Here is a 23159-nt window from a genome sequence, read left to right on the forward strand (position 1 = left end):
TCACTGAACACTGACGACGAGACCCCATGGCCACTCCCAGCGCTAGCTCTTATAACGCAGACGCCATCGAAGTCCTCTCGGGCCTCGACCCGGTGCGCAAGCGCCCCGGCATGTACACCGACACCAGTCGGCCGAACCACCTCGCCCAGGAAGTCATCGACAACAGTGTCGACGAAGCCTTGGCCGGGCACGCTCGTTCGGTGCAGGTCATCCTGCACGCCGATCACTCGCTGGAGGTCAGCGACGACGGCCGCGGCATGCCGGTGGATATTCACCCTGAAGAAGGCGTGTCGGGCGTCGAGCTGATCCTGACCAAGCTCCACGCCGGCGGCAAGTTTTCCAACAAGAACTACCAATTCTCCGGCGGTTTGCACGGGGTGGGTATTTCCGTGGTCAACGCCTTGTCGACCCAGGTACGGGTGCGGGTCAAGCGTGACGGCAACGAATACCAGATGACCTTCGCCGATGGCTACAAGGCCACCGAGCTGGAAGTGGTTGGCACCGTCGGCAAGCGCAACACCGGCACCAGCGTGTATTTCGCGCCGGACCCGAAGTATTTCGATTCACCGAAGTTTTCTGTCAGCCGCCTCAAGCACGTGCTCAAGGCCAAGGCCGTGTTGTGCCCGGGGCTTCTGGTCAGTTTCGAGGACAAGGCCACCGGCGAGAAAGTCGAATGGCATTACGAAGACGGTCTGCGCTCTTACCTGGTGGACGCGGTCAGCGGTTTCGAACGCCTGCCCGACGAGCCATTCTGCGGCAGTCTGGCCGGTAACAAGGAAGCGGTGGACTGGGCTTTGTTGTGGCTGCCCGAAGGCGGCGAAAGCGTCCAGGAAAGCTACGTCAACCTGATCCCTACGGCCCAGGGCGGCACCCACGTCAACGGCTTGCGCCAGGGCTTGCTCGATGCCATGCGCGAGTTCTGCGAGTTCCGCAACCTGCTGCCCCGTGGCGTGAAGCTGGCGCCGGAAGACGTCTGGGAACGCATCGCCTTCGTGTTGTCGATGAAGATGCAGGAGCCGCAATTCTCCGGCCAGACCAAGGAACGCCTGTCGTCCCGTGAGGCGGCGGCGTTTGTTTCCGGGGTGGTCAAGGATGCGTTCAGCCTGTGGCTCAACGCCAACCCGGAAACCGGCCTGGCCCTGGCGGAGCTGGCAATCAACAACGCCGGTCGTCGTCTCAAGGCCAGCAAGAAGGTCGAGCGCAAGCGCATCACCCAGGGGCCGGCCTTGCCGGGCAAGCTCGCCGATTGCGCCGGGCAGGACCCGATGCGTTCCGAGCTGTTCCTGGTCGAAGGTGACTCTGCCGGTGGTTCGGCCAAGCAGGCGCGGGACAAGGAGTTCCAGGCGATCCTGCCGCTGCGGGGCAAGATCCTCAACACCTGGGAAGTGGACGGCAGCGAAGTGCTGGCCAGTCAGGAAGTGCATAACATCGCCGTCGCCATCGGCGTCGATCCGGGCGCCGAGGACATGAGCCAGCTGCGCTACGGCAAGATCTGCATCCTCGCCGACGCCGACTCCGACGGCCTGCACATCGCCACGTTGCTCTGCGCCTTGTTCGTCCAGCATTTCCGCCCGCTGGTGGACGCCGGTCACGTCTATGTGGCGATGCCGCCGCTGTACCGCATCGACCTGGGCAAGGAGATCTACTACGCCCTCGACGAGGCCGAGCGTGACGGCATCCTCGACCGTCTGGTGGCCGAGAAGAAGCGCGGCAAGCCACAGGTCACTCGATTCAAAGGCCTGGGCGAGATGAACCCGCCGCAACTGCGCGAAACCACCATGGACCCGAACACCCGTCGTCTGGTGCAACTGACCCTGGATGATTTCGAAGCGACGTCGGAAATGATGGACATGCTGCTGGCGAAGAAACGCGCCGGCGACCGCAAGTCCTGGCTCGAATCCAAAGGGGACCTGGCCGAGGTGTTGGCCTGATGCGCAACGGTTTCGCCCTGGCGTTGTGGCTGTGGGCGGGGGTGGTTGTCGCTGGACCGGCGCCGGAACTGAAGTTGCTGTCTGAGCACGCCGTCGATGGCATGCGCGGCGGCAATCTGTCCGGGCTGGCCTGGTGCGGCAACGAAATGTGGACGGTCTCTGATCGCGACGATGATCGGATCTACCGCCTTACACCTTCCGATGCGCGGGTCTGGCCGGCAGCCGCGGTGCAGATCGACGTGCCTGAGGTGCCCGACAGCGGTTTGCCCTGGGGTTTGCGTTCCCGGACCTGGGCTGCGTCGTTCCTGCGTGGTGGTGAGCTGGATTTCGAAGGCATCAGTTGCGACAGTGCTGGCAATCGTTATGTGGTCAGCGAGTCTCATGCCGCGGTGTTGCAAGTGTCGCCGTCGGGAGACGCCTCCTGGTTGAAAATCGCCCCGACGTTGATCCGTCAGGCCCGGGGCAGTGGCATGTTGCTGCATTTCAACGCCTTGTTCGAAGGCCTGGCGATCAACCCGGCGGGTGATCAGTTGTGGCTGGCGGCGGAGCGCGAACGTCGCGGCCTGTTGCAGATCAGGCGCCAACAGACGGTGTGGGACTGCGATGGTAATTGCGTGCTGCTGAGCGAAGCGGGGCTGGAGATGCAACCGGCGCAATTCCCCAAGGCCAAGGCGGTTTCGCGGGACTTCGCTGATCTGTCATTGTTCAATGGCAAGCTGTTTACCCTGGAACGCAACGCCTTTCAGATCTGTCGGCGTGACCAGCAGACCGCCCAGGTGGAGCGGTGCTGGTCGTTCGCTGCCGAGGCGTTGCAGGACAGTCGGCGTTATTCCCAGGAGCATGGGCTGGCCGAAGCGCTGGTCGTGGACGCCGAGGGCGCCTGGGTCGGCTTGGACAACAATGACGGTGCCCGCGCCGACGGCGAAACGCGGCCGATCATCTGGCGCTTCGCCGCGCCGGACGGTGGCTGGGGCGCCTCGCCATGAGTCAGCCGCCGGGCAAGCGTGCTGGCCGGGTGTTGATGATATTGGCCTGGTGCGCGGCGCTGTTCCTGGCAACGCGATTTTTTGCCCAATGGGAACAGCGCCAGCAAAATCCCAATGCCCAGGTGTATTCGCAAAGAGGCGAAGGGTTTATCGAGGTGAAGTTGGTCGGCAATAGGCAGGGGCATTTCGTCGCCAGCGGCCAGATCAACGGCCAACCGGTGGATTTCATGCTCGACACGGGCGCCACCGACGTGGCGATTCCGGTGGAGTTGGCCGAGCGCCTCAAGCTGGAAAAAGGTTTCGGCGTGACGTTGAGTACCGCCAACGGTTTGAGCGAGGGCTATCGCACCCGCATCGACCGGCTGCAATTGGGTGACATCGTCTTGCGCGATGTCCGTGCCCTGGTGGCGCCAGGCCTGGGTGGCACGCAAGTGCTGCTGGGTATGAGCGCCCTGAACAAACTTGAATTTACCCAGCGCGACGGCACCATGCTGCTGCGCCAGACAACGAACTGATGAGGCCCGCATGAGCGACATTCTTGCAGACAGCTTAGACGGTGTAGAACGCCGATCGCTGGCTGACTTCACCGAAAATGCCTACCTCAATTACTCCATGTACGTGATCATGGACCGTGCCTTGCCGCACATCGGCGATGGTTTGAAGCCGGTTCAGCGGCGGATCATCTATGCCATGAGTGAGCTGGGGCTGGATGCTGATTCCAAGCACAAGAAATCGGCGCGTACCGTCGGTGACGTGCTCGGTAAGTTCCACCCCCACGGCGACTCGGCCTGCTATGAAGCCATGGTGCTGATGGCCCAGCCATTCAGCTATCGCTACACCCTGGTGGATGGGCAGGGCAACTGGGGTGCGCCGGACGATCCCAAGTCTTTCGCGGCCATGCGTTACACCGAGGCGCGGCTGTCGCGCTATTCCGAGGTGCTGCTCAGCGAACTGGGCCAGGGCACCGCGGATTGGGGGCCGAATTTCGACGGCACCCTCGACGAACCCCTGGTTCTGCCAGCACGTTTGCCGAATATTCTCCTCAATGGCACCACCGGCATCGCCGTGGGCATGGCCACCGACGTGCCACCCCACAACCTGCGGGAAGTGGCCACGGCGTGCGTGCGTCTGCTGGACGAGCCGAAAGCCACGGTGGAACAGCTCTGCGAGCACATCCAGGGCCCGGACTACCCGACCGAAGCGGAAATCATCACCCCGCGCGCCGACCTGCTGAAAATCTACGAGACCGGCCGTGGTTCGGTGCGCATGCGCGCCGTGTATCACGTTGAAGACGGCGACATCATTGTCACGGCGCTGCCGCATCAGGTCTCCGGGGCCAAGGTCTTGGAACAGATTGCCGCGATGATGCAGGCAAAACCGTCGAAAGCGCCGCAAGTGGCTGACTTGCGCGACGAATCCGACCACGAAAACCCGTGCCGCATCGTGATCATTCCGGTCAACAGTCGAGTCGATCACGACGCGCTGATGCAGCACTTGTTCGCCAGCACCGACCTGGAGTCCAGCTACCGGGTCAACATCAACATCATCGGCCTGGACGGCAAGCCGCAGTTGAAAAACCTGCGGGCATTGCTGGTGGAGTGGCTGGAATTCCGGGTCAAGACCGTGCGCCGGCGCCTGCAATTCCGCCTGGACAAGGTCGAGCGTCGCCTGCACCTGTTGGACGGTTTGCTGATTGCCTACCTCAACCTGGATGAAGTGATCCACATTATCCGCACCGAGGAGCACCCCAAGGCCAGCCTGATCGAGCGTTTTGCCCTGAGCGAAATCCAGGCCGACTACATCCTCGACACTCGTCTGCGGCAGTTGGCGCGGTTGGAAGAGATGAAGCTGCGCGCCGAGCAGGATGAGTTGCTCAAGGAGCAGGCCAAGCTGCAAGCCCTGCTGGGCAGCGAAGCCAAGCTCAAGAAGCTGGTACGCACCGAACTGCTCAAGGACGCCGAAACCTACGGCGACGACCGTCGCTCACCAATCGTCGAGCGTGCCGAAGCCAAGGCGCTGAGCGAGCACGATCTTCTGCCGAACGAGAAAGTGACCGTCGTGCTGTCAGAAAAAGGTTGGGTGCGCTCCGCCAAAGGTCATGATATTGACGCGACGGGGCTTTCCTACAAGGCCGGGGACGGCTTCAAGGCCTTGGCGGCCGGGCGTTCCAACCAGTTTGCGGTATTCGTCGACTCCACCGGGCGCAGCTATTCGGTGCCAGCCCACACCCTGCCGTCGGCTCGTGGTCAGGGCGAACCGCTGACCGGTCGTTTAACGCCACCGCCGGGTGCAACTTTTGAATGCGTGCTGATGCCTGATGATGAAGGACTGTACGTAATTGCATCGGACGCGGGTTACGGGTTCGTGGTCAAGGGCGAGGATCTGCAAGCCAAGAACAAGGCGGGCAAGGCGTTGTTGAGCCTGCCGAACAACGCCAAGGTGATTGCGCCACGGCCGGTGGCCGATCGGGAGAGCAACTGGCTGGCGTCGGTCACTACCGAAGGCCGGTTGCTGGTGTTCAAGATCAGCGACCTGCCGCAGCTGGGGAAAGGCAAGGGCAACAAGATTATTGGTATTTCCGGCGAACGGGTCGCCAGCCGTGAGGAATATGTCACGGATATTGCAGTGTTGCCGGAAGGCGCCACGCTTGTGCTACAGGCAGGCAAGCGCACGCTTTCGTTGAAGGCTGACGATCTTGAGCATTACAAGGGTGAACGTGGTCGGCGGGGCAACAAGCTTCCAAGGGGATTTCAGCGAGTCGATGCGCTGCTCGTCGAAAACCTCAATTAGGCGTACTAGAGGGCTCGGTCTGCGATTAAATGCCGCAGATCGATACTTTCGCGCTGGAGTCGGCGCGCATATTCACGGATGATAGGCCCTTTCAAGCGCCGGCGTGGCCGAGCGTTCTTCATAATGACCGAGTATTTTTTCATTGTGGTAAGCCTTGTGGCTGCCACCTGGACGGAACGATGACTGCTCTGCGCCTCCCTATTTTGTGGCTCGCCGGCCTGCTTGGCCTGGCGGGCTGCAGCATGAACCAGCCGGTGTCGCTGTACCAACTGGACAGCGGAACCCCGGCCCAGCCTGCGCAAAGCACAGGCATGGCAGTATTGCTGGGGCCGGTCCTGATCGCCGACTACCTGCAACGTGAAACCTTATTGCAACGCCAACCGGACGGCAGCCTGCAGGCCGCCACTGACGGTCGTTGGGCTGGCAGCCTGTCTTCTGACATCGATCAGTTGCTGCTGCGCCAGGTCGCCGGGCATCTGGACAGCCAGCGTGTGGTGCTGGCACCCGCGACCCAAGGTTTCACCCCGGATGTACAGGTGCTGCTGTCGATTACCCGCCTGGACTCGGGTAAAGCCCAGCCGGCTGTGCTCGATGCCCAATGGCGATTGATCGACCGTCGTGGCAAGGTGCGTGAAAACCGCATCGTTCATCTGCAAGAGCAACATGCCGGCAGCACCGCGGCACAGGTCCAGGCCCAGGGCGTGCTCCTGCAACGCCTGGCCGAACAGCTGTCCGTGTCGCTCAAGCCCCTGGCCAACCAGCCACCTATTGCAGAAGTCCCACGCAAGGCCGCTCCTGCCCCGGCCAAGCCGGTAGAAAAGGACAAGGACAAGATCCCCATGGCCTTGCCGATTCGTACGGACATGGAAGTGTTCAGGTTCTGACGGTTGGACCGGATATACGACAAAGCCCGCATTGTTGCGGGCTTTGTCGTTTCTGCCGGTTGGATCCCTGGGGCCTGGGCCGGCCCTATCGCGAGCAAGCTCGCACACACTGGGTCTGAGGCTTGCAGACATCTCCCTGTGGGAGCGAGCCTGCTCGCGATGGCGGCGCTGAAGGCAACAGACAAGCCCGCAGACAGCCACTTTCTTCAGGCTCGCGTTCAGTGGTTTGGAATAGTTTTGGGGCCGCTTCGCGGCCCAGCGGGAGCAAGCTCCCTCGCCACAGGTTTTGCAGAGATCCACTGTGGGAGCTTGCTCGCGATGGCGACGCTGAAGGCAACAAAAAAGCCCGCAGACCATCACTCATCTGCGGGCTTCGTCATTTCACGTCCTGAGCGTCAGGCCTGGCGTTCATGCATCCGCGCCAACTGCCGCTCCAGCATCGATGGATAAGGCTCCATCAAGCGTTCCACGCAGCACGCGCCTTCGGGGCTGGCGATGGGGCGGATACGGGCGCGCTGGCGGATCAGGGCGTCGTCGTTGATCTTGCGCTCCACCAGCAGCAGGTTGCGGCTGTGTTGCGACAGTGCCAGGGCGTCCTGGGCGGTTTCGGTCAGCAGCAGGTCGATCTGGCTCAGGCCAAACAAGCCATCGCCCAGGGTCAGGCCCAATTGCAGTTGCAGGGTGATGCCGCTGTCGGCGACTTCGATCTGCAACTGGTGGCCCAAGGCGCGCAGCAACTCACCGCAGCAAATGGCGTTGGTCAGGTAGTCGTCACCGCTGTCTTCGGTGTGAAACAGCATCAGCGTGCTGCCATCGTTCAGGGTGTGCAGTTCGCCCTGATAGAGCGATGCGGCCTGGTCGAGGCAGTCGCGGTAGCGCTCGAGCAATTCCTTCAGGCGTGCCTGGGGCAGGCGGCGCAGTTGGTCCTGGGCGCCCAGTTGCACGGCCAGTACGGCACTGTGTTGGGGCAGGTTCGAAGCCACAGGCTTGACGACCGACCGGGGCGCCCCATCGACCGACTCGTCACGCAGCTCGGCGAAGGCGTCGTCGTCTTCCTCGTCCTCTACCGTGCGTACCACGTGGCGTGGCGCCGGTTTGGAGGTCGGCATCGGCGGGCTTTCGTCGAAACCCGGGTCGCGCAGGTTACGCACTTCGAAGCCCGGCTCGGCCTCGTCGTCCATGTAGTCGATGTCTTCAGGTTCCGGCACGGGCTCAGGCTCCGGCGCGAAGCTGGCGTGCAGTTGCCGGGCCAGGTCGCCGATTTCGTCCTGGCGCTGGGTGGCCGGCGTGTGTTCGTCGATGTCCCGCAGCCAGACGCGCAATTGCAACAGCGGCGTGGAGATGTGCCGGCCCAGGCGCAGGCTCAGGGCCAAAGCCAGCGCCAGCAGGATCGCGCTGAGGATGCCCATGCTTTGCAGGCTGATGGTCATCGGCTGCTGGAACTGGTCCATGTCCAGGCTGATGCGTAGTTGCCCGGCGGTCACGTCCTGGAAGGTGATCTTGCTCTGGTACATGCCGCCGGACTCGCCCAGCAGGCCGGGCTTGGGACGCTGGCCGGCCTCGGCGAGGATGCGGTTGTCCACGCTGTAGATGGCGGCGTGGGCCACCAGCTTGTTCTTGGTCAGGTTGTTGAGCAGCACGTTGAGGCTGAGGATGTCGTTGGACACCAGCAGCTCGGTGGCGGACGTGGCGGTCTGGGTGGTCAGGCTTTCACCCAGGGCGTCGGCCTGCTCGTGCATCGCCTGCTTGAATTGCAAACCCATCACGCAGGCATAGATGACCAGGGCCAGGGCGACCAGGATCACGTTATGGCTGGCAATGCGCAATGCAATCGGCACACGACGGTGGCGCAGTGCACGGAAGATCAGCAGGAAGAAGTTGTCGGTTTTGACTGGCGTGGGCCGGTTCACTGAGCTCGGCTCTTTGTCCGTGAAATTGACGCGCAGTATAGCGACAGCCCCATGACCGGCAAAGCACTGGCGGTGCCCGATGGTCACTGAATGTGGGTAGAATGCGGTTTTTTTCCACCTGCGGGGGTGCGCCTTGCGCGAAATCGTCCTGATAAACATCACTGGTAGCGACCGTCCGGGTCTGACTGCGGCCATTACCGGCGTTCTGGCCCAGGGTGGTGTGAACATTCTCGACATCGGTCAGGCGGTGATCCACGACACACTGTCGTTCGGCATCCTGGTTGAAATCCCGGACGCCGAACAAGGCAAGTCGGTGCTCAAGGACATCCTGTTCACCGCCTACAAGCTCGACCAGCAGGTGCGCTTCACCCCGGTGTCCGAGGACGATTACCGGCATTGGGTGGCCGGCCAGGGCAAGAAACGCCACATCGTTACCCTGTTGACCCGCAAGGTCACCGCCGAGCAATTGCAGCGCGTCAGTTCCATCACCGCCAAATATGACCTGAACATCGATCACATCGACCGACTGTCCGGGCGCATGCCGCTGGATACCCCGGACGACAAGGGCAAGGGCTGCATCGAGTTTTCCGTGCGCGGCGAGCCAGCCGACCCCCAGGCGTTGCGTGCCGAGTTCCTCAGCGTGGCCCAGGAACTGAACGTCGACATCGCCTTCCAGGAAGATTCGCTGTTCCGCCGCAACCGCCGCCTGGCGGTGTTCGACATGGACTCGACGCTGATCGAGGCCGAAGTCATCGACGAACTGGCCAAGGCGGCCGGCGTGGGCGACAAGGTCTCAGCCATTACCGAGCGGGCCATGGCTGGCGAATTGGATTTTCGCGCCAGCTTCAAGGAGCGCCTGGCGCTGCTCAAGGGCCTGGACGTCAGCGTGCTGGATTCCATTGGCGCTTCCTTGCGCCTGACCGAAGGCGCAGAGACGCTGTTCGCCGAACTCAAGCGCCTGGGCTACAAGACCGCCATCCTGTCCGGCGGCTTCACCTACTTCGCCAAGCAGTTGCAGGCCAAGCTCGGCATCGACTACGTGTTCGCCAACGAACTGGAAGTGGTGGATGGCAAAGTGACCGGCGTGGCCGTCGAGCCGATCGTCGATGCCCAGCGCAAGGCGGACCTGCTGCGTGAACTGGCTGAAAAAGAAGGCCTGCGCCTGGAGCAGACCATCGCTGTGGGTGACGGTGCCAACGACTTGCCGATGCTGGCGATAGCGGGCTTGGGCGTGGCGTTCCGCGCCAAGCCGCTGGTCAAGCAGTCGGCCAGGCAGGCGATTTCCACCCTGGGGCTGGATGGGGTGTTGTACCTGTTGGGCTTCAGGGATCGGGATGGGCAGCTCTGAGCCATACCCCTTTGGGGAGTGAATACCCCTGTGGCGAGGGAGCTTGCTCCCGCTGGCCTGCGCAGCAGGCCCGATGCGGTCAACCTGACACACCTGGGTGTCAGGTTTTAGGGCCGCTTCGCGCCCCAGCGGGAGCAAGCTCCCTCGCCACAGAGGGGGTGTGTTCGGCCTAGAGCGATTTCCACAACGAATCAAAATTCCCTTCCTGGTCGCCGCTATCCCCGGTTTCGGTTGAGTCTTCCGAGTGATAGGAAAACTGGTTGAAACTGTGGGTGCTGGTCACCCGGCGGTCCAAGCCGGCGCGGCGTTCCTGGCCGTTGGTATTGATCAACACCCGCTGGCCCTCCTGGAAAGGCAGGCGGGGGGCGATCATGGTCGGGGGCAGGTCAATGGCACTGATCTCTGGCAGCAACAGCCCGCGCAGGTAGTGACCGTGCTCGTTTTCCCGGACCAGTTGCAGCCCGCAAGGTTGGGCATGGGGGGCGACCAGTTCGATGCCCATTTGCATGGCGCCGTTGCGCACTTGTCGGATCCAACGCACCACGGCAACGCTCCAGGCTTGGTCGCTGCTGTCCCGAATGCCGATCATTTCTCCCGCTTGCAGCTGTTCCGGTACTTCCTTGGGCCAGCCGAGGCAGTAGCCGCCGGGGCTGTGGTTGATGATCGGCAGGTCGTAGGTGGGGAAGTGATGCTGGTTGTCGGAGTGGCTGCCGTCATCATCGCTCGGGTTGACCGGGTACTCGATTTCTTCATAGGGCAGCAGGTCGCTGTCGCCGGCGGGGGCGGCGTCGAAGGCCTGGCCCCAGGTGTCGTTTGTCTTGCTTGATGAGGCTTCGAAGCGGGCCTTGCGGGTGGTGGGGCTATTCAGTATTTCGTTGAAAGAGCGCTCGCCGCCGAGGTAATAGTGCAGCGCACTCATGCCCACGCACAGTGTCAGCGTGCCATTGCCCTCGGTGCGCTGGAAACTGCGTTCCGCTGCTTCGCCCCAGGCGGCTTGCAGGTGATGCAAGGTATCGACGCTCATGCCGCCCGGTACCGGCAGGCTTTGCTCGGCAGGTTCTTCCAGGTGCGTGGCGATTGCGCGCACCAGGGGCTGTGGGTCGAAGCCCTGCAAGGTGGGCTGTTGTTCGGCTCGGAACTTGGAGCGGTAGCGTGGCCCGACATCCAGTTGCGGAGCGACCGCGAACAGGCTGGCAGTGCTGCTGGCGGGATCCAGCTTGACCCACTGGCTCCAGGCTTCGAGCACTTCGGTCAGCCGCCCGATCTGGCTCTGGCGCAACTGATTGCTGCGTGACGCTCCCAGCAACAGGGCAACGACATAGGTCTGTTCGGGGGGCAGTTGATGAACCTGACTGGCCAGTTCGTCACTCACGCTCAGGTGCTGCAACTGGTGCAGGCAGGCGATCCGATGCAACTGATGCAAATCGAGCCACAGCCCTTCAGGCACGGGGCTGTATAGCTGACTGGCACGCAGCAGCGGACCATTGAGGGCATGCATCGCCCGTTGTAGCGCGGTGCTCAGCAGGCGGGCTCGGTCCTTGGTGTATTTCGACGCGATACGCGCCACGATCTGTTTGTAGCCCATCGCCAGCTGGGTTTGCAGTGCCTGGCACAGGTTGACGATCTTGCGCGAGCGCTCATCCAGCACGATGGCCTGTTGCAGGAAGTGCCGCTCCAGGTGCTTGCAGACGTAATACACCTCGGGCCGCAGCAGCTCGAGCAGTTGCAGGCGATTGTCGCTGGGCGTGAGCAGTTGGTTGAGTTCGCCAAGGGCTTGGTACAAAAGGCGGGCTGTTTCGCCGATGTTGGCCTTGGGCAGGTTGGCGATCCAGCGCTTGAGGTCCCGTGGCGTAGCATCGCAGAACGACAGACGTGATTGTGTCGGGGTCAGGACGCGCAATAGCTGGAGAGGGCTGGTCTCATTCATGCCGTGTACGGGCTCCGGCGGGAAATAAACGTGATGTTTCCAACTCTAGCAGTTGTAGCCGAAGGAGGTGTGCTATCTATGCTGGATGCCCTGTGGGAGCGAGCTTGCTCGCGATGAGGCCAGGACAGTCGCCATTGAGGTGACTGTTATATCGCTATCGCGAGCAAGCTCGCTCCCACATGTGGTCCTTACTCAGCCTTTGGGCAGCGCCAGGCCCTGGCCCATCTGCACTGGCGATCCGGCCACCAGGCCTTCGGCCCATTTCACCTGGTCCGGCCCGAACAGCACGATGGCCGTCGAACCCAGCTTGAAGCGGCCCAGTTCGGCGCCTTTTTCCAGATGAATCGGCGCGCGGGCGGCTTCGTCATAACGGAAGGTTTTCAGCTGGCGCTTGGGCGGCGTCACCAGCCCGGCCCAGACGGTTTCGATGGACGCCACGATCATCGCGCCCACCAGCACCACGGCCATCGGCCCACGTTCGGTGTCGAAAATGCACGCCACGCGCTCGTTGCGGGCGAACAGCTCCGGAACGTTTTCGGCGGTGGTCTGGTTGACCGAGAAAATCCGCCCAGGGATGTAGACCATCTCCCGCAGGGTGCCGGCCAGTGGCATGTGCACGCGGTGGTAGTCCTTGGGGGACAGGTAGATGGTGGCGAAATCGCCGCCCATGAACGGCGCCGCGTTGGCCGCATCACCGCCCAGCAGTTCCAGCACGCTGAAGCTGTGGCCCTTGGCCTGGAAGACCCGGCCGTGCTCGATCGGGCCGAGCTGGCTGACGGCACCGTCGGCGGGGCTGAGGATCGCACCCGGGGTGTCGTCCAGCGGGCGTGCACCGTCTTTCAGGGCGCGGGTGAAGAAGGCGTTGAAGTGCTCGTAGGCAGTCAGGTCTTCCACCAGTGCCTGGGACATGTCCACTTGGTAGCGCTTGGCAAACCAAGCGGTGAAGGCGTTCTTGAACCAGCGCACGCGGCATTCGGCAATGCAGCCGGCCAGCCGCGACAACAGGTGGTGGGGCAGCAGGTACTGAGTGAGGATGAACAAACGGTTTTTCATTAATTGTCCTTAAGAACCTTCAAAGCTCGATGGGTGTGTCGGGGTGGTTGCCCCATTCGCCCCAGGAACCGGCATAGCCTTTGACCCGTGGATAACCGAGCGCCTTGGCCACCAGGTAGGTGAAGCCGGAGCGGTGGTGAGTCTGGCAGTGGGTGATGATTTCCTTGTCGGGCGTGATGCCCAATTGTTCGAGAATTTGCGGCATGTCCTTGCGAATGCGCAGGTTGCGCGCTTGGTCCATGCCGGCTGTCCATTCGAAATTGACCGCGCCGGGAATGTGCCCGCCTCGGGCTGCGACGACTTTTTCGCCCGAATACTCCAGCGGGCCGCGAGCGTCCCAGATCGCCAGGTCGGCAGCACCGAGACGGCTTTGCAGGTACTCACGGGTGGCGGTGGGCGCTTCGTGCAGTGTCAGGCTGACCGGGCCTGCGACGGGCGCAGGCACTTCGACGGACACCGGCAGGCCTTCGTCCAGCCACGACAGCAAGCCGCCGTCGAGGTAGTGATAGTTGGAGTGATCGATCACGTCCAGCAACCAGATAAACCGCCCGGCCCAGCCGCCGCCTTCATCGTCATAGACCACGTAGACCGCATCCGGGTGATGCCCGAGTTCGCCGAACAGGGCTTCGAGGTCGGCTTTGGCCGGCAGCAGGCCTGGCGCCGGCGGTTGACCCAGCTGGGTACGCTTGGGGTCGACGAAGCGTGCGCCAGGGATATGGCCGGTGCTGTAGCGGGCGGCGCTGGTCAGGTCCACCAGAATCAGTTCGCGGGCGTCGAGGCGCGGCAGCAGCTCGTTCGGCTCGATCACCAACGGCAAGCCAGAGAAGTCAGGCATGTGAGGTCTCCAGGGGCGCAAAGGGAAAAGATTGTAGCAAGTTCAGCGGCCGCGGTTGGTAAAGGTATGCAGGGCCCTTTCGATGCATTGCACGGTTTTGCCGAAGGCTTGTACGGTCACGTCCGAGAACGGCCCGCCGCCCTGGTCCACCACCACCAGCATGATCACCCGGCCATTGCAGGTCAGCGAGCGCAGCAGCAGGTGCTCCCCGCGGAACAGGCTGCGCAGGCCCGGTGGCAGCAGCGCCGAAAACTGCGCGTTGTTGTCCGGGTTCAGGCGAACCTGGGCCTGCTGAGCCAGCAATCGTTGCACTATTTTGCTCTGGCTGATGGTAAAGCTCATGGCCGCGGCTTCTTTGGGCAGGCCGGCGGTCTGGTGTACGCGCACACTGGTCTGGTTGCGGTCGGCCATCAGGATCATCACCCGGCGCATGCCACAGGCCACCAACACGTCCCGTGCCGAGGTGGTCAGGTGCATGGCATTGCTGAAGGGGCTCGGTTCCACCAGCAGCGCGGAGCATTGCTTGCGCCACTGGCTCAGGTCCTCGGCGCTGGGTGGTGGGGGCGCTAGCAAACCGGGGTGGATGCGACGGCTGCCCCAGGGCCAGAGCAACGCCACGGCCGGATGCCAGAGGTCTGGCATGGCGTCATGACGGGCGCTGGTGACGGCTTGTTGGTGCAGCTGTTGCTGGACCTCATCCATCGGCATCTGCAGGTACAAACTGGTGAGGTATTGCCAGCGGGCACTGTGGGGGCCGTCCCAGGCCTGTTGCGCTGAAAGTGCCAGGCCGTTGGCCAGCAACACGGTATTGGCCGGTTGATTGAGCCAGCGCCGCAGGGTTGGGTCGTCGTCCAGGCGATTCTGCTGGCGCAGCGGGTGCTCGCTGTCCCGGGCGATGCGCAGAACCTGCACCAGCTCGCGGCGTTCATTGAGCAGCAGGCGATAACCTTGTATCACCCAGATCGGCAAGCGCCAGGCCTCCACCAGCGCCAGGCAGATTTTCAGCAGGCTGACGCCGAACAATTCACGCTCTACCTTGCGCGCGGGCTCGCGTTTGTGGACGACCCGCAATTCCCACTCCCCCAGCAATCGCGGGTGAGTCAAGGCCAATGGCCAGAGCGGCGAGAGAAACAGCAGGCTGCCCCAGTGAATGTCCTGCCACAGCCGCGCCAGGCGGCTGGCAAAAAAGCCATTGGCCTGTTGCGTGGCGTGTTGGCTGATCAATTGCAGCTGGCGCAAGGCGATGGGGATTTCGTGCCTTGGCAACGACGGCAAGCGAGCGAGCAGTTCTTCGGTACGCTTGAGGCCGAGGCGGTTGATGGCCACTTCGAGATTTTCCGCAGGTTCCGCAAGGCTGCCATGGGTGTGATAGTTGGCCTCGCGGATGACGCTCAGGGCCAGGGCGGGGCTGTCCTGCATCAATTCGGCGATGTCACGTAACGAGCGGCGACTGTCGGCAATGGCCTTGCAGACCAGGTCATGGCTGGCCTGGGGCACCGGCAGGTGCACGCCATCGAGCAGCTTGACCCAGCCTTCGAGGGTGGTCGGTCGTGGAGTTGGAACCTTCGTTTCGTTAGCCATGGTTGGACGTGATCATCGCAAAGGGTATCTACGCCCGGAACGGGGCAAAATTGGCTTTTCGCCGGAACTGACTATAGTCTGGCGCAGTTTTGCCGATAAGTAGAAGAAGAGATTTTTCAGCTTCCGAATATGACCTTGAACCCGACTTAAATAAGTACTTTCTATCTATGGCTAAAATTATCGGCATCATTGTCGTGTTCGCGAGCGTACTCGGCGGATACGTGCTCTCCCATGGCAAGATTGCGGCCCTGGTCCAACCCTTCGAGGTGTTGATCATCGGTGGCGCCGCCCTCGGTGCATTTCTGCAGGCCAACCCTGGCTATATGACGATGCACGTGCTCAAGAAATCCCTGGGCATGTTCAGTTCGCGCTTTAGCCACACCTTCTATCTCGAGGTGCTGGGGCTGATCTACGAGATCCTCAACAAGAGCCGCCGCGAAGGCATGATGGCGATCGAAGGCGACATCGAAGACGCCGCCGCCAGCCCGATTTTCGCCAAGTACCCGGCTGTGCTCAAGGACGCCCGCATGACGGCGTTCATCTGCGATTACCTGCGCATCATGTCGTCCGGCAACATGGCGCCCCATGAGCTCGAAGGCCTGTTCGACATGGAGCTGTACAGCCTCAAGGAAGACCTGGAGCACCCCTCCCACGCGGTCAACGGCATCGCCGACGGTATGCCTGGCTTCGGTATCGTCGCGGCGGTATTGGGGATTGTGGTGACCATGGCGTCCCTGGGCGATGGCGACCAGAAATCCATCGGCCTGCACGTGGGTGCGGCACTGGTGGGTACCTTCTTCGGTATTTTGGCCGCGTACGGTTTCTTCGGTCCGCTGGCCCATTCCCTGGCCCATGATGCCAAGGAAGAGCTAAACGTCTATGAAGCCATCAAGGCGTCCCTGGTGGCTTCGGCCTCGGGCATGCCGCCATCGTTGGCGGTGGAGTTCGGTCGCAAGGTCCTGTACCCGGCGCACCGTCCAAGCTTCGCCGAGCTGGAACAAGCGGTTCGCGGTCGCTAAATCATGGAAAATAACCAGCCGATCATCGTCAAGCGCGTCAAGCGCATCGCCGGCGGGCACCATGGCGGTGCTTGGAAAATTGCCTTCGCCGACTTCGCAACGGCGATGATGGCGTTCTTTCTGGTGCTGTGGTTGCTGTCCACGGCGACCCCGGAACAGAAGATCGCCATCGCCGGTTACTTCAAGGACCCGGTCGGCTTTTCCGAAAGCGGCACGCCCTACATCATCGACCTGGGCGGTTCACCGACCCTGGCCCCGGAAAACACACTCAACCCCGAGGTCAAGTCCCAGCCCCAGCCTGACAAGGTGACGGTGGACTCCGAGCAGGTCGAAGGGATGGCCGAGCAGATCGAGCGCGAACGCCTGGAGTTGTTGCTGCAAGAGTTGCAGAACAAGGTCGAAGAGAACCCGCAACTGCAGAAATTCAAGGACCAGATCCTGTTCGAAATCACGCCGAACGGCTTGCGCATCCAGATCATGGACGCCGAGAACCGGCCGATGTTCGATTCCGGCAGCGCGCGCCTGAAGCCTTATTTCGAAGACATCTTGCTGGCCATGGCCGACACCATCAAAGCGGTGCCGAACAAAATCAGCATCAGCGGTCATACCGATGCCAAGCCCTACGTTGGCAAAGGAGACTTCGGTAACTGGGAGCTTTCCGCCAACCGCGCCAACGCGGCCCGTCGCGCCTTGGTGGCCGGCAGTTATCCGGACGAGCAGGTGGCGCGGGTGGTCGGTTATGCGTCCTCGGCGTTGTTCGATCGCAAGGACCCGTTCAACCCGGTCAACCGACGTATCGATATCGTGGTGTTGACCAAGAAGGCCCAGCAAGCCATCGAAGGTTCGCAAACCGACGATCCGCCGCTGGATCCGGCCCAGGGGCAGGGCGCACCGGGTGAAGCACCGACGACGCCTGGCGCGGCGGCTGATCCGAACGCCTTGCCGGCGGACCAGCAACCCGTGCCGGCCCATGAGCTGCGCGAGCGTCTGAACCTGTTCGACGACGCTGCGCCGAAACCGGCCGAGCCGCCGGCGCAGTGATCCATAAAAAAGCCGACATCATTGTCGGCTTTTTTATGAGGCGCTGTTCACCTGAGGCGTGCTTGCCTTTGTGGCGAGGGAGCTTGCTCCCGCTCGGCTGCGAAGCAGTCGTAAATGGTGTGTCTGATGCTCCGCATTTGGCGGGTTTTGGGGCTGCTTCGCAGCCCAGCGGGAGCAAGCTCCCTCGCCACAATGGTGTCCGGCTCACATTCCGGGTCAGTAACTGCTATCCGGCAAGCTGGCGATGATCGAGCGGTAGCTATTCATCCGTTGCTGATGCACGCGACCTTCTTCCAGCGCCTTGAGCAGCGCGCAACCAGGTTCGCGGTCGTGCTTGCAGTCGCGGAAGCGGCAGGTGCCGATCAGGTCATTGAATTCGATGAACCCGGCCTCGACATCGGCCCGGCTGACGTGGCCCAGGCCGAATTCACGTATGCCCGGCGAGTCGATCAATTCACCGCCGCCGGGGAAGTGGAACAACCGCGCGGTGGTGGTGGTGTGGGTGCCCTGGCCGGACAGCTCGGACAGCGGCCCGACGCGAGTCTCGACGTCTGGCAGCAGGCTGTTGACCAGCGATGACTTGCCCACGCCAGACTGGCCGACGAACACACTGATGCGCCCGTCCAGTTGTTGTTGCAATTGCTCCATGCCGTTGCCGTGATGGGCCGAGACTTCCAGCACCGGATAACCCAAATCCCGATAGACCGACAGCAGGGCGTTCAGCGCCGGGGCGTTGTGCTCGTCGATCAGGTCGAATTTGTTGAGCAGCAACAACGGGCGGATGCCGGCGTGTTCGGCGGCCACCAGATAACGGTCGATCAGGTTGGCGTGGGGCTCGGGCAAGGGCGCGAATACAATGACGATCATGTCGACGTTGGCCGCTACCGGCTTGAGCTGACCACGGCTGTCCGGACGGCACAGCTCGGTGTGGCGTGGCAATTGCGCCACGATCACACCGATGCCCTGGTTGCCGGCACGCCAGACGACTTGGTCGCCCGTGACCAGGGCCGGCAGGTTGGCGCGCAAGTGACAACGGAACACTTGGCCGGCCAGCTCGCCTTCCCGGGCCTCGACCTCGACCTGCACACCGAAGTGGGCGATCACCAGGCCGGTCTGTTCCGGGCCCAGGTCGCCACCTTCCAAGGCTTCGACAGCACTGGACTCGCGTTTGGCGGCGCGGGCGGCGCGCTCGCCCTGGATCTTTTCGATGCGCCAGTTCTGACGACGATTGAGTTGGCGTTTGGCCATGGGTGTTCCGTATGAAGAAATGCAGCGAATAGGGTAAAACGGCGGCGAGTTTAGCACGCCCAAGGGCCGGCCTAAGCTAAACTGCGTGGCTACGCCGAGGAGCTTCCCTATGCAAAACCCGCAGAACCTGATCTGGATCGACCTGGAAATGACCGGTCTGAACCCGGACACCGACGTCATCATCGAAATGGCCACCATCGTCACCGACAGCGACCTCAACACCCTGGCCGAAGGCCCGGTGATCGCGATCCACCACAGCGACGAGATCCTGGCCGGCATGGATGAATGGAACACCCGCCAGCACGGCGGCTCGGGCCTGACCCAGCGGGTACGCGAGAGCAAGATCAGCATGGCTGAGGCCGAAGCCCAGACCATCGCCTTCCTGGAGCAGTGGGTGCCCAAGGGCAAGTCGCCGATCTGCGGCAACAGCATCTGCCAGGACCGTCGCTTCCTTTATACCCACATGAAATCCCTGGAAAGCTATTTCCACTACCGCAACCTGGACGTCTCCACCCTCAAGGAACTGGCCGCCCGTTGGGCTCCAGAAGTGCGTGACAGCTTCCAGAAGGGCGGCAGCCACTTGGCCCTGGACGACATCCGCGAGTCCATCGCCGAGTTGCAGCATTACCGCAAGCATTTCATCAAGTTCTAACCGGCACCCGGCGACCGGCGAGATTGCTTTTGTGGCGAGGGAGCTTGCTCCCGCTGGCCTGCGCAGCAGGCCCCAACCGTCCTTCAGGTAGACCGCATTGTCCGGTTTGCGACTGCTGCGCAGCCGAGCGGGAGCAAGCTCCCTCGCCACAGGGATCGGTTTGGACCAGAGGCGGCATGTTTAGGTGGAAGTCGTTGCCTTGCCCTCTTTTGGTGCCTGCCCGAAATGGCTAGACTGCGCGCCTTCCTGCAAGGACCGCCACCATGTTGCTGATGCTTTATCTGATCGCCATCACCGCCGAAGCCATGACCGGCGCCTTGTCTGCCGGGCGCCGCGGCATGGACTGGTTCGGCGTGGTGCTGATCGCCTGTGTCACGGCGCTGGGTGGCGGTTCGGTGCGTGACGTGCTGCTCGGTCATTACCCGCTCACCTGGGTCAAACACCCGGAATACCTGGTGCTGACCACCGCGGCGGCGATGCTGACGGTGTTCCTGGCGCGCTGGATGCGCCACCTGCGTTCATTGTTCCTGGTGCTCGACGCCGCGGGGCTGGTGGCGTTCACCCTGATCGGCTGCATGACGGCCCTGGAAATGGGGCATGGCATGCTGGTGGCGTCGGTCAGCGGAGTGATCACTGGGGTGTTCGGCGGTATTTTGCGGGACATTTTCTGCAACGATATTCCGCTGATCTTCCGTCGCGAGCTCTACGCCAGCGTTTCATTTGCCGCGGCATGGTGCTATCTGCTGTGCGTCTTCCTGCAACTGCCGAGTGAACAGGCGATCCTCATTACCTTGTTCGGTGGTTTCCTGCTGCGGCTCCTGGCGATTCGTTTTCACTGGGAAATGCCGAAGTTCGTCTACAACGACGAGGTTTGACGCTCGGCATGTTGCCGCAACGCCCACTCCACATGCTCGCGCACCAGCTCCGACGGGTAGTCGCGCCGCGCCTGCAGCGCTTGCAGCACGGGAATCGTTGACGGCGCATTACCCAGGCCCACTGCCAGGTTGCGCAGCCAGCGCTCGTACCCGGCGCGGCGCAGCGGCGAGCCTTCGGTGCTGCTCAGGAACGTTGCCTCGTCCCACATGAACAACTCGGCCAGCCCGGCATTGTCCAGGTTGTGCCGCGGCTTGAAGTCGCTTTCCCCGGACGGCCGGGCGAAGCGGTTCCAGGGACAGACGATCTGGCAGTCATCGCAGCCGAACACCCGGTTGCCGATCAACGGCCGCAGTTCCTCGGGGATGGCGCTTTTCAGCTCGATGGTCAGGTAGGAAATGCAGCGGCGGGCATCGAGCACGTAGGGCCCGACGAAGGCATTCGTAGGGCAGATGTCCAGGCACGCGGTGCATTTCCCGCAATGTTCGCTGGCATGGGGCGGGTCCACCGGCAGCGGCAGGTCGACAAACAGCTCGCTCAGGAAGAAATAGCTTCCGGCCTTGCGGTTCAACACCAAGGTGTTTTTACCGATCCAGCCCAGGCCGGCCTGTTCGGCGATGGCTTTTTCCAGGACTGGAGCACTGTCGACGAAGGCGCGATAACCGAAGGGGCCGATCACCGCCTGAATTTTTTCTGCCAGTTGCTGCACACGTTTACGGATCAATTTGTGGTAATCGCGGCCCAATGCATAACGCGAGACGTAGGCTTTCTCCGGTTGGCCGAGCATCTGCGCCATGTGCGTGTCGCCCGGCAGGTAGTCCATGCGCAGGGAAACCACCCGTAGCGTACCCGGCACCAGTTCCTCGGGGTGCGAGCGTTTGCTGCCGTGGGCGCCCATGTAGTCCATTTCGCCGTGGTACCCGGCATCGAGCCAGCGTTGCAGGTGTTGCTCATGCTCGGCAAGGTCCAGGCCGCTGATGCCGACCTGCTGGAAGCCCAGCTCGCGGCCCCACTCCTTGATGGATTGGGCGAGGGCGGGGAGGTCTGTGGGAATGGCAGGCATGAGGCGAGAGAAACCAGAGCTGAGATGCGTATAATTCTGCCAGACATCGGAGCCCGAAGACGCATGCCGCACACTAAAGATGATTTTCCCGACGCGCTGTACAGCGCCGCGCAGGTCCGGGCCCTCGACGCACAACTGATCGCGGCCGGCACCGCCGGTTTCGAATTGATGCAACGCGCCGCCCGCGCCACCTGGCGAGCGATTGTCCGGCGCTGGCCTGATGCCCACGAGCTGACGGTGCTGGCCGGGCATGGCAACAACGCCGGCGATGGCTATCTGGTCGCGACCCTGGCCCGGCGCGCTGGCTGGTCGGTGCGGGTGCTGACGGTGGGCGAGCCCCGGCGCTTGCAGGGCGACGCCGCCAATGCCCACGCCGAAGCGGTGGCGGTGGGCGTGCCGATGGAGCCGTGGTCGGATGAGGCAGAGTTGCGCGGCGTGTTGCTGGATGCGCTGCTCGGCACGGGCTTGAGTGGCGAGGTGCGCGAGCCTTATGTGCGGGCTATCGATACGATCAACGTCAGCGGTCTGCCGGTCGCGGCGGTGGATATCCCCTCGGGCTTGTGCGCCGATACCGGCCGGGTGCTGGGCACGGCGGTGGTGGCCGATCTCACCGTGACCTTTATTGGCTTGAAGCTGGGCCTGTTTACCGGCGAAGCGGCGGACCGGGTCGGCGAACTGGTGTTCAACGACCTGCACGCCGATCCAGATATTGTTGACGCGGCACCGGCCAGTGCCCGATTGCTCTCACCCCATAATCTGCCACGTCTGACACCTCGTGCCGCCACGTCCCACAAAGGCAAGTTCGGTCACGTGCTGTTGATCGGTGGCGACCGGGGCTTTGGCGGCGCCATCCAGATGAGCGCCGAAAGCGTCCTGCGCTGCGGTGCGGGGATGGTTTCGATGGCGACCCGCAGCGAGCACGTATCCGCCGCGCTGACGCGTTTGCCGGAAGTGATGGTGCAAGGCACCCATTCGGCGAACCAATTGATGGGCTTGCTCCAGCAGGCCAGCGTGCTGGTGGTCGGGCCGGGCTTGGGCCAGGCCGCATGGGGGCGCAGCCTGTTGTCGGCGGCGGCCAATGCGCCGCTGCCGCAAGTATGGGATGCCGATGCGCTGAACCTGCTCTGCAGCGGCGATGTCCGCCTGCCTGAACAGTGCGTCATCACCCCGCACCCAGGCGAGGCGGCCCGATTGTTGGCGTTATCCACGGCCCAGGTGCAGGCCGACCGTCCAGCGGCAGCCCATGCATTGAGCCAGAAATACACCGCCACGGTGATCCTCAAGGGCGCTGGCAGCCTGATTGCCAGCCCGGACGGTCGCCTGGCGGTTTGCAGCCAGGGCCATCCGGCCATGGCCACAGCAGGCCTGGGGGATGTGCTGGCCGGCGTGGTCGGCGCCTTGCTGGCCCAGGGCATGGAGGGGTTCGAGGCCGCGTGCCTGGCGGTCTGGCTGCATGCCAATGCCGGTGCCCAGGCCGGTCGTTCGGGTCGGGGGGTGGCAGCCACCGATCTGATTCCGGCCATTCGTCAGTTGTTGGAGGAACATTCACCGTGTCTGAAGTAACCCTGTACGTGGCGGACGAACAAGCCATGACACAATTTGGTGCCCGCATCGCGCAGATCACCGCCGGTCACGGCCTGATTTTTCTCGAAGGCGACCTCGGCGCGGGGAAAACCACCCTGTCCCGTGGCATCATTCGCGGTCTCGGGCACGTCGGCTCCGTCAAGAGCCCTACGTTCACCCTGGTCGAGCCCTACGAGATCGGCGACATTCGCGCCTTCCATTTCGACCTGTATCGACTGGTGGATCCGGAGGAGCTGGAATTCCTCGGTATTCGCGATTATTTCGAAGATGACGCCTTGTGCCTGATCGAATGGCCCCAGAAGGGTGCAGGCTTTTTGCCAAAGCCCGACCTGACCATTACCATTGGCGCGCAGAACGGCGGGCGTTCGCTGAAACTGACGCCGCAAGGCTCGCGTGGCGAGTCGTGGTGTGCCGCTTTGGCATTGGAAAACTAA

The 23159-nt window shown here is 62.7% G+C and carries 19 protein-coding genes; 12 read left to right on the forward strand and 7 right to left on the reverse strand.

Going from position 1 to position 23159, the window contains the following annotated elements; all coding sequences use genetic code 11:
* Nucleotides 1–26 precede the first annotated feature (26 nt).
* The 5 genes from parE (at nt 27) to BLU76_RS08825 (ending at nt 6591) form a co-directional block, all read left to right on the forward strand.
* Complete coding sequence (parE, locus tag BLU76_RS08805) at nt 27–1931, forward strand: DNA topoisomerase IV subunit B (RefSeq protein WP_063323201.1); 1905 nt, start codon at nt 27–29, stop codon at nt 1929–1931.
* Entirely contained in the window at nt 1931–2917 is a 987-nt protein-coding gene (locus BLU76_RS08810) for an esterase-like activity of phytase family protein (protein ID WP_092150863.1), read from the forward strand. The genes parE and BLU76_RS08810 overlap by 1 nt, the downstream gene beginning before the upstream one ends.
* Nucleotides 2914–3432 carry a retropepsin-like aspartic protease family protein gene (locus BLU76_RS08815; RefSeq protein ID WP_092150866.1) on the forward strand — a complete coding sequence of 173 codons (519 nt, stop codon included), beginning with the start codon at nt 2914–2916 and terminating at the stop codon, nt 3430–3432. The genes BLU76_RS08810 and BLU76_RS08815 overlap by 4 nt, the downstream gene beginning before the upstream one ends.
* A gap of 10 nt (nt 3433–3442) precedes the next feature.
* The gene (gene parC / locus BLU76_RS08820; protein WP_072340109.1) at nt 3443–5707 is read left to right on the forward strand and encodes a DNA topoisomerase IV subunit A; all 2265 of its coding nucleotides are present in this window, start codon (nt 3443–3445) and stop codon (nt 5705–5707) included.
* A gap of 179 nt (nt 5708–5886) precedes the next feature.
* Nucleotides 5887–6591, forward strand: a complete 705-nt coding sequence (locus BLU76_RS08825) for a PqiC family protein (RefSeq protein ID WP_063323197.1) — start codon at nt 5887–5889, stop codon at nt 6589–6591.
* 395 nt (nt 6592–6986) lie between these two features.
* Here the strand turns inward: BLU76_RS08825 and BLU76_RS08830 are convergent, their stop codons facing one another.
* The gene (locus BLU76_RS08830; RefSeq protein WP_063323196.1) at nt 6987–8501 is read right to left on the reverse strand and encodes an AhpA/YtjB family protein; all 1515 of its coding nucleotides are present in this window, start codon (nt 8499–8501) and stop codon (nt 6987–6989) included.
* A 133-nt stretch (nt 8502–8634) separates the two neighbouring features.
* Between BLU76_RS08830 and serB the strand changes: the two genes are divergently transcribed.
* A complete protein-coding gene (gene serB, locus BLU76_RS08835) occupies nt 8635–9849 on the forward strand; it encodes a phosphoserine phosphatase SerB (RefSeq protein WP_003197189.1) in 1215 nt (404 codons plus the stop codon).
* Nucleotides 9850–10018: 169 nt separating this feature from the next.
* Here serB and BLU76_RS08840 read toward each other — a convergent pair whose 3' ends face one another.
* The 4 genes from BLU76_RS08840 to BLU76_RS08855 all read right to left on the reverse strand — a co-directional run bounded on the left by BLU76_RS08840 (nt 10019) and on the right by BLU76_RS08855 (nt 15245).
* Nucleotides 10019–11776 carry a molecular chaperone gene (locus tag BLU76_RS08840; protein WP_092222415.1) on the reverse strand — a complete coding sequence of 586 codons (1758 nt, stop codon included), beginning with the start codon at nt 11774–11776 and terminating at the stop codon, nt 10019–10021.
* Nucleotides 11777–11968: 192 nt separating this feature from the next.
* On the reverse strand, nt 11969–12829 hold the full coding sequence (gene asd, locus BLU76_RS08845; RefSeq protein WP_092222417.1) for an archaetidylserine decarboxylase: 861 nt from the start codon (nt 12827–12829) through the stop codon (nt 11969–11971).
* Nucleotides 12830–12848: 19 nt separating this feature from the next.
* The gene (locus BLU76_RS08850) at nt 12849–13664 is read right to left on the reverse strand and encodes a rhodanese-like domain-containing protein (protein WP_092222419.1); all 816 of its coding nucleotides are present in this window, start codon (nt 13662–13664) and stop codon (nt 12849–12851) included.
* Nucleotides 13665–13706: 42 nt separating this feature from the next.
* The gene (locus tag BLU76_RS08855; protein WP_092222421.1) at nt 13707–15245 is read right to left on the reverse strand and encodes an HDOD domain-containing protein; all 1539 of its coding nucleotides are present in this window, start codon (nt 15243–15245) and stop codon (nt 13707–13709) included.
* A 167-nt stretch (nt 15246–15412) separates the two neighbouring features.
* On the opposite strand from BLU76_RS08855, the gene motA reads away from it, so the two are divergent.
* Together motA and motB are read left to right on the forward strand one after the other, a co-directional pair.
* Complete coding sequence (gene motA, locus BLU76_RS08860) at nt 15413–16264, forward strand: flagellar motor stator protein MotA (RefSeq protein WP_063323191.1); 852 nt, start codon at nt 15413–15415, stop codon at nt 16262–16264.
* Nucleotides 16265–16267: 3 nt separating this feature from the next.
* Entirely contained in the window at nt 16268–17305 is a 1038-nt protein-coding gene (gene motB / locus BLU76_RS08865) for a flagellar motor protein MotB (protein ID WP_092150879.1), read from the forward strand.
* 216 nt (nt 17306–17521) lie between these two features.
* On the opposite strand, the gene rsgA is transcribed toward motB, so the two are convergent.
* The gene (rsgA, locus tag BLU76_RS08870; protein ID WP_072340125.1) at nt 17522–18553 is read right to left on the reverse strand and encodes a small ribosomal subunit biogenesis GTPase RsgA; all 1032 of its coding nucleotides are present in this window, start codon (nt 18551–18553) and stop codon (nt 17522–17524) included.
* Nucleotides 18554–18662: 109 nt separating this feature from the next.
* Between rsgA and orn the strand changes: the two genes are divergently transcribed.
* Together orn and BLU76_RS08880 are read left to right on the forward strand one after the other, a co-directional pair.
* Nucleotides 18663–19205, forward strand: a complete 543-nt coding sequence (orn, locus tag BLU76_RS08875; RefSeq protein WP_024780809.1) for an oligoribonuclease — start codon at nt 18663–18665, stop codon at nt 19203–19205.
* Nucleotides 19206–19468: 263 nt separating this feature from the next.
* Nucleotides 19469–20080, forward strand: coding sequence for a trimeric intracellular cation channel family protein (locus tag BLU76_RS08880; protein WP_057448254.1), 612 nt, complete (start codon nt 19469–19471; stop codon nt 20078–20080).
* Here the strand turns inward: BLU76_RS08880 and queG are convergent.
* A complete protein-coding gene (queG, locus tag BLU76_RS08885; protein WP_092150882.1) occupies nt 20062–21141 on the reverse strand; it encodes a tRNA epoxyqueuosine(34) reductase QueG in 1080 nt (359 codons plus the stop codon). The genes BLU76_RS08880 and queG overlap by 19 nt on opposite strands.
* Before the next feature lie 63 nt (nt 21142–21204).
* On the opposite strand from queG, the gene BLU76_RS08890 reads away from it, so the two are divergent.
* Together BLU76_RS08890 and tsaE are read left to right on the forward strand one after the other, a co-directional pair.
* A complete protein-coding gene (locus tag BLU76_RS08890; protein ID WP_092222423.1) occupies nt 21205–22704 on the forward strand; it encodes an NAD(P)H-hydrate dehydratase in 1500 nt (499 codons plus the stop codon).
* Nucleotides 22692–23159 carry a tRNA (adenosine(37)-N6)-threonylcarbamoyltransferase complex ATPase subunit type 1 TsaE gene (gene tsaE, locus BLU76_RS08895; protein ID WP_003197219.1) on the forward strand — a complete coding sequence of 156 codons (468 nt, stop codon included), beginning with the start codon at nt 22692–22694 and terminating at the stop codon, nt 23157–23159. Before BLU76_RS08890 ends, tsaE begins: the two co-directional genes overlap by 13 nt.

It is taken from the genome of Pseudomonas sp. NFACC08-1, assembly GCF_900106735.1.
Taxonomy (GTDB): Bacteria; Pseudomonadota; Gammaproteobacteria; order Pseudomonadales; family Pseudomonadaceae; genus Aquipseudomonas; species Aquipseudomonas fluorescens_Q.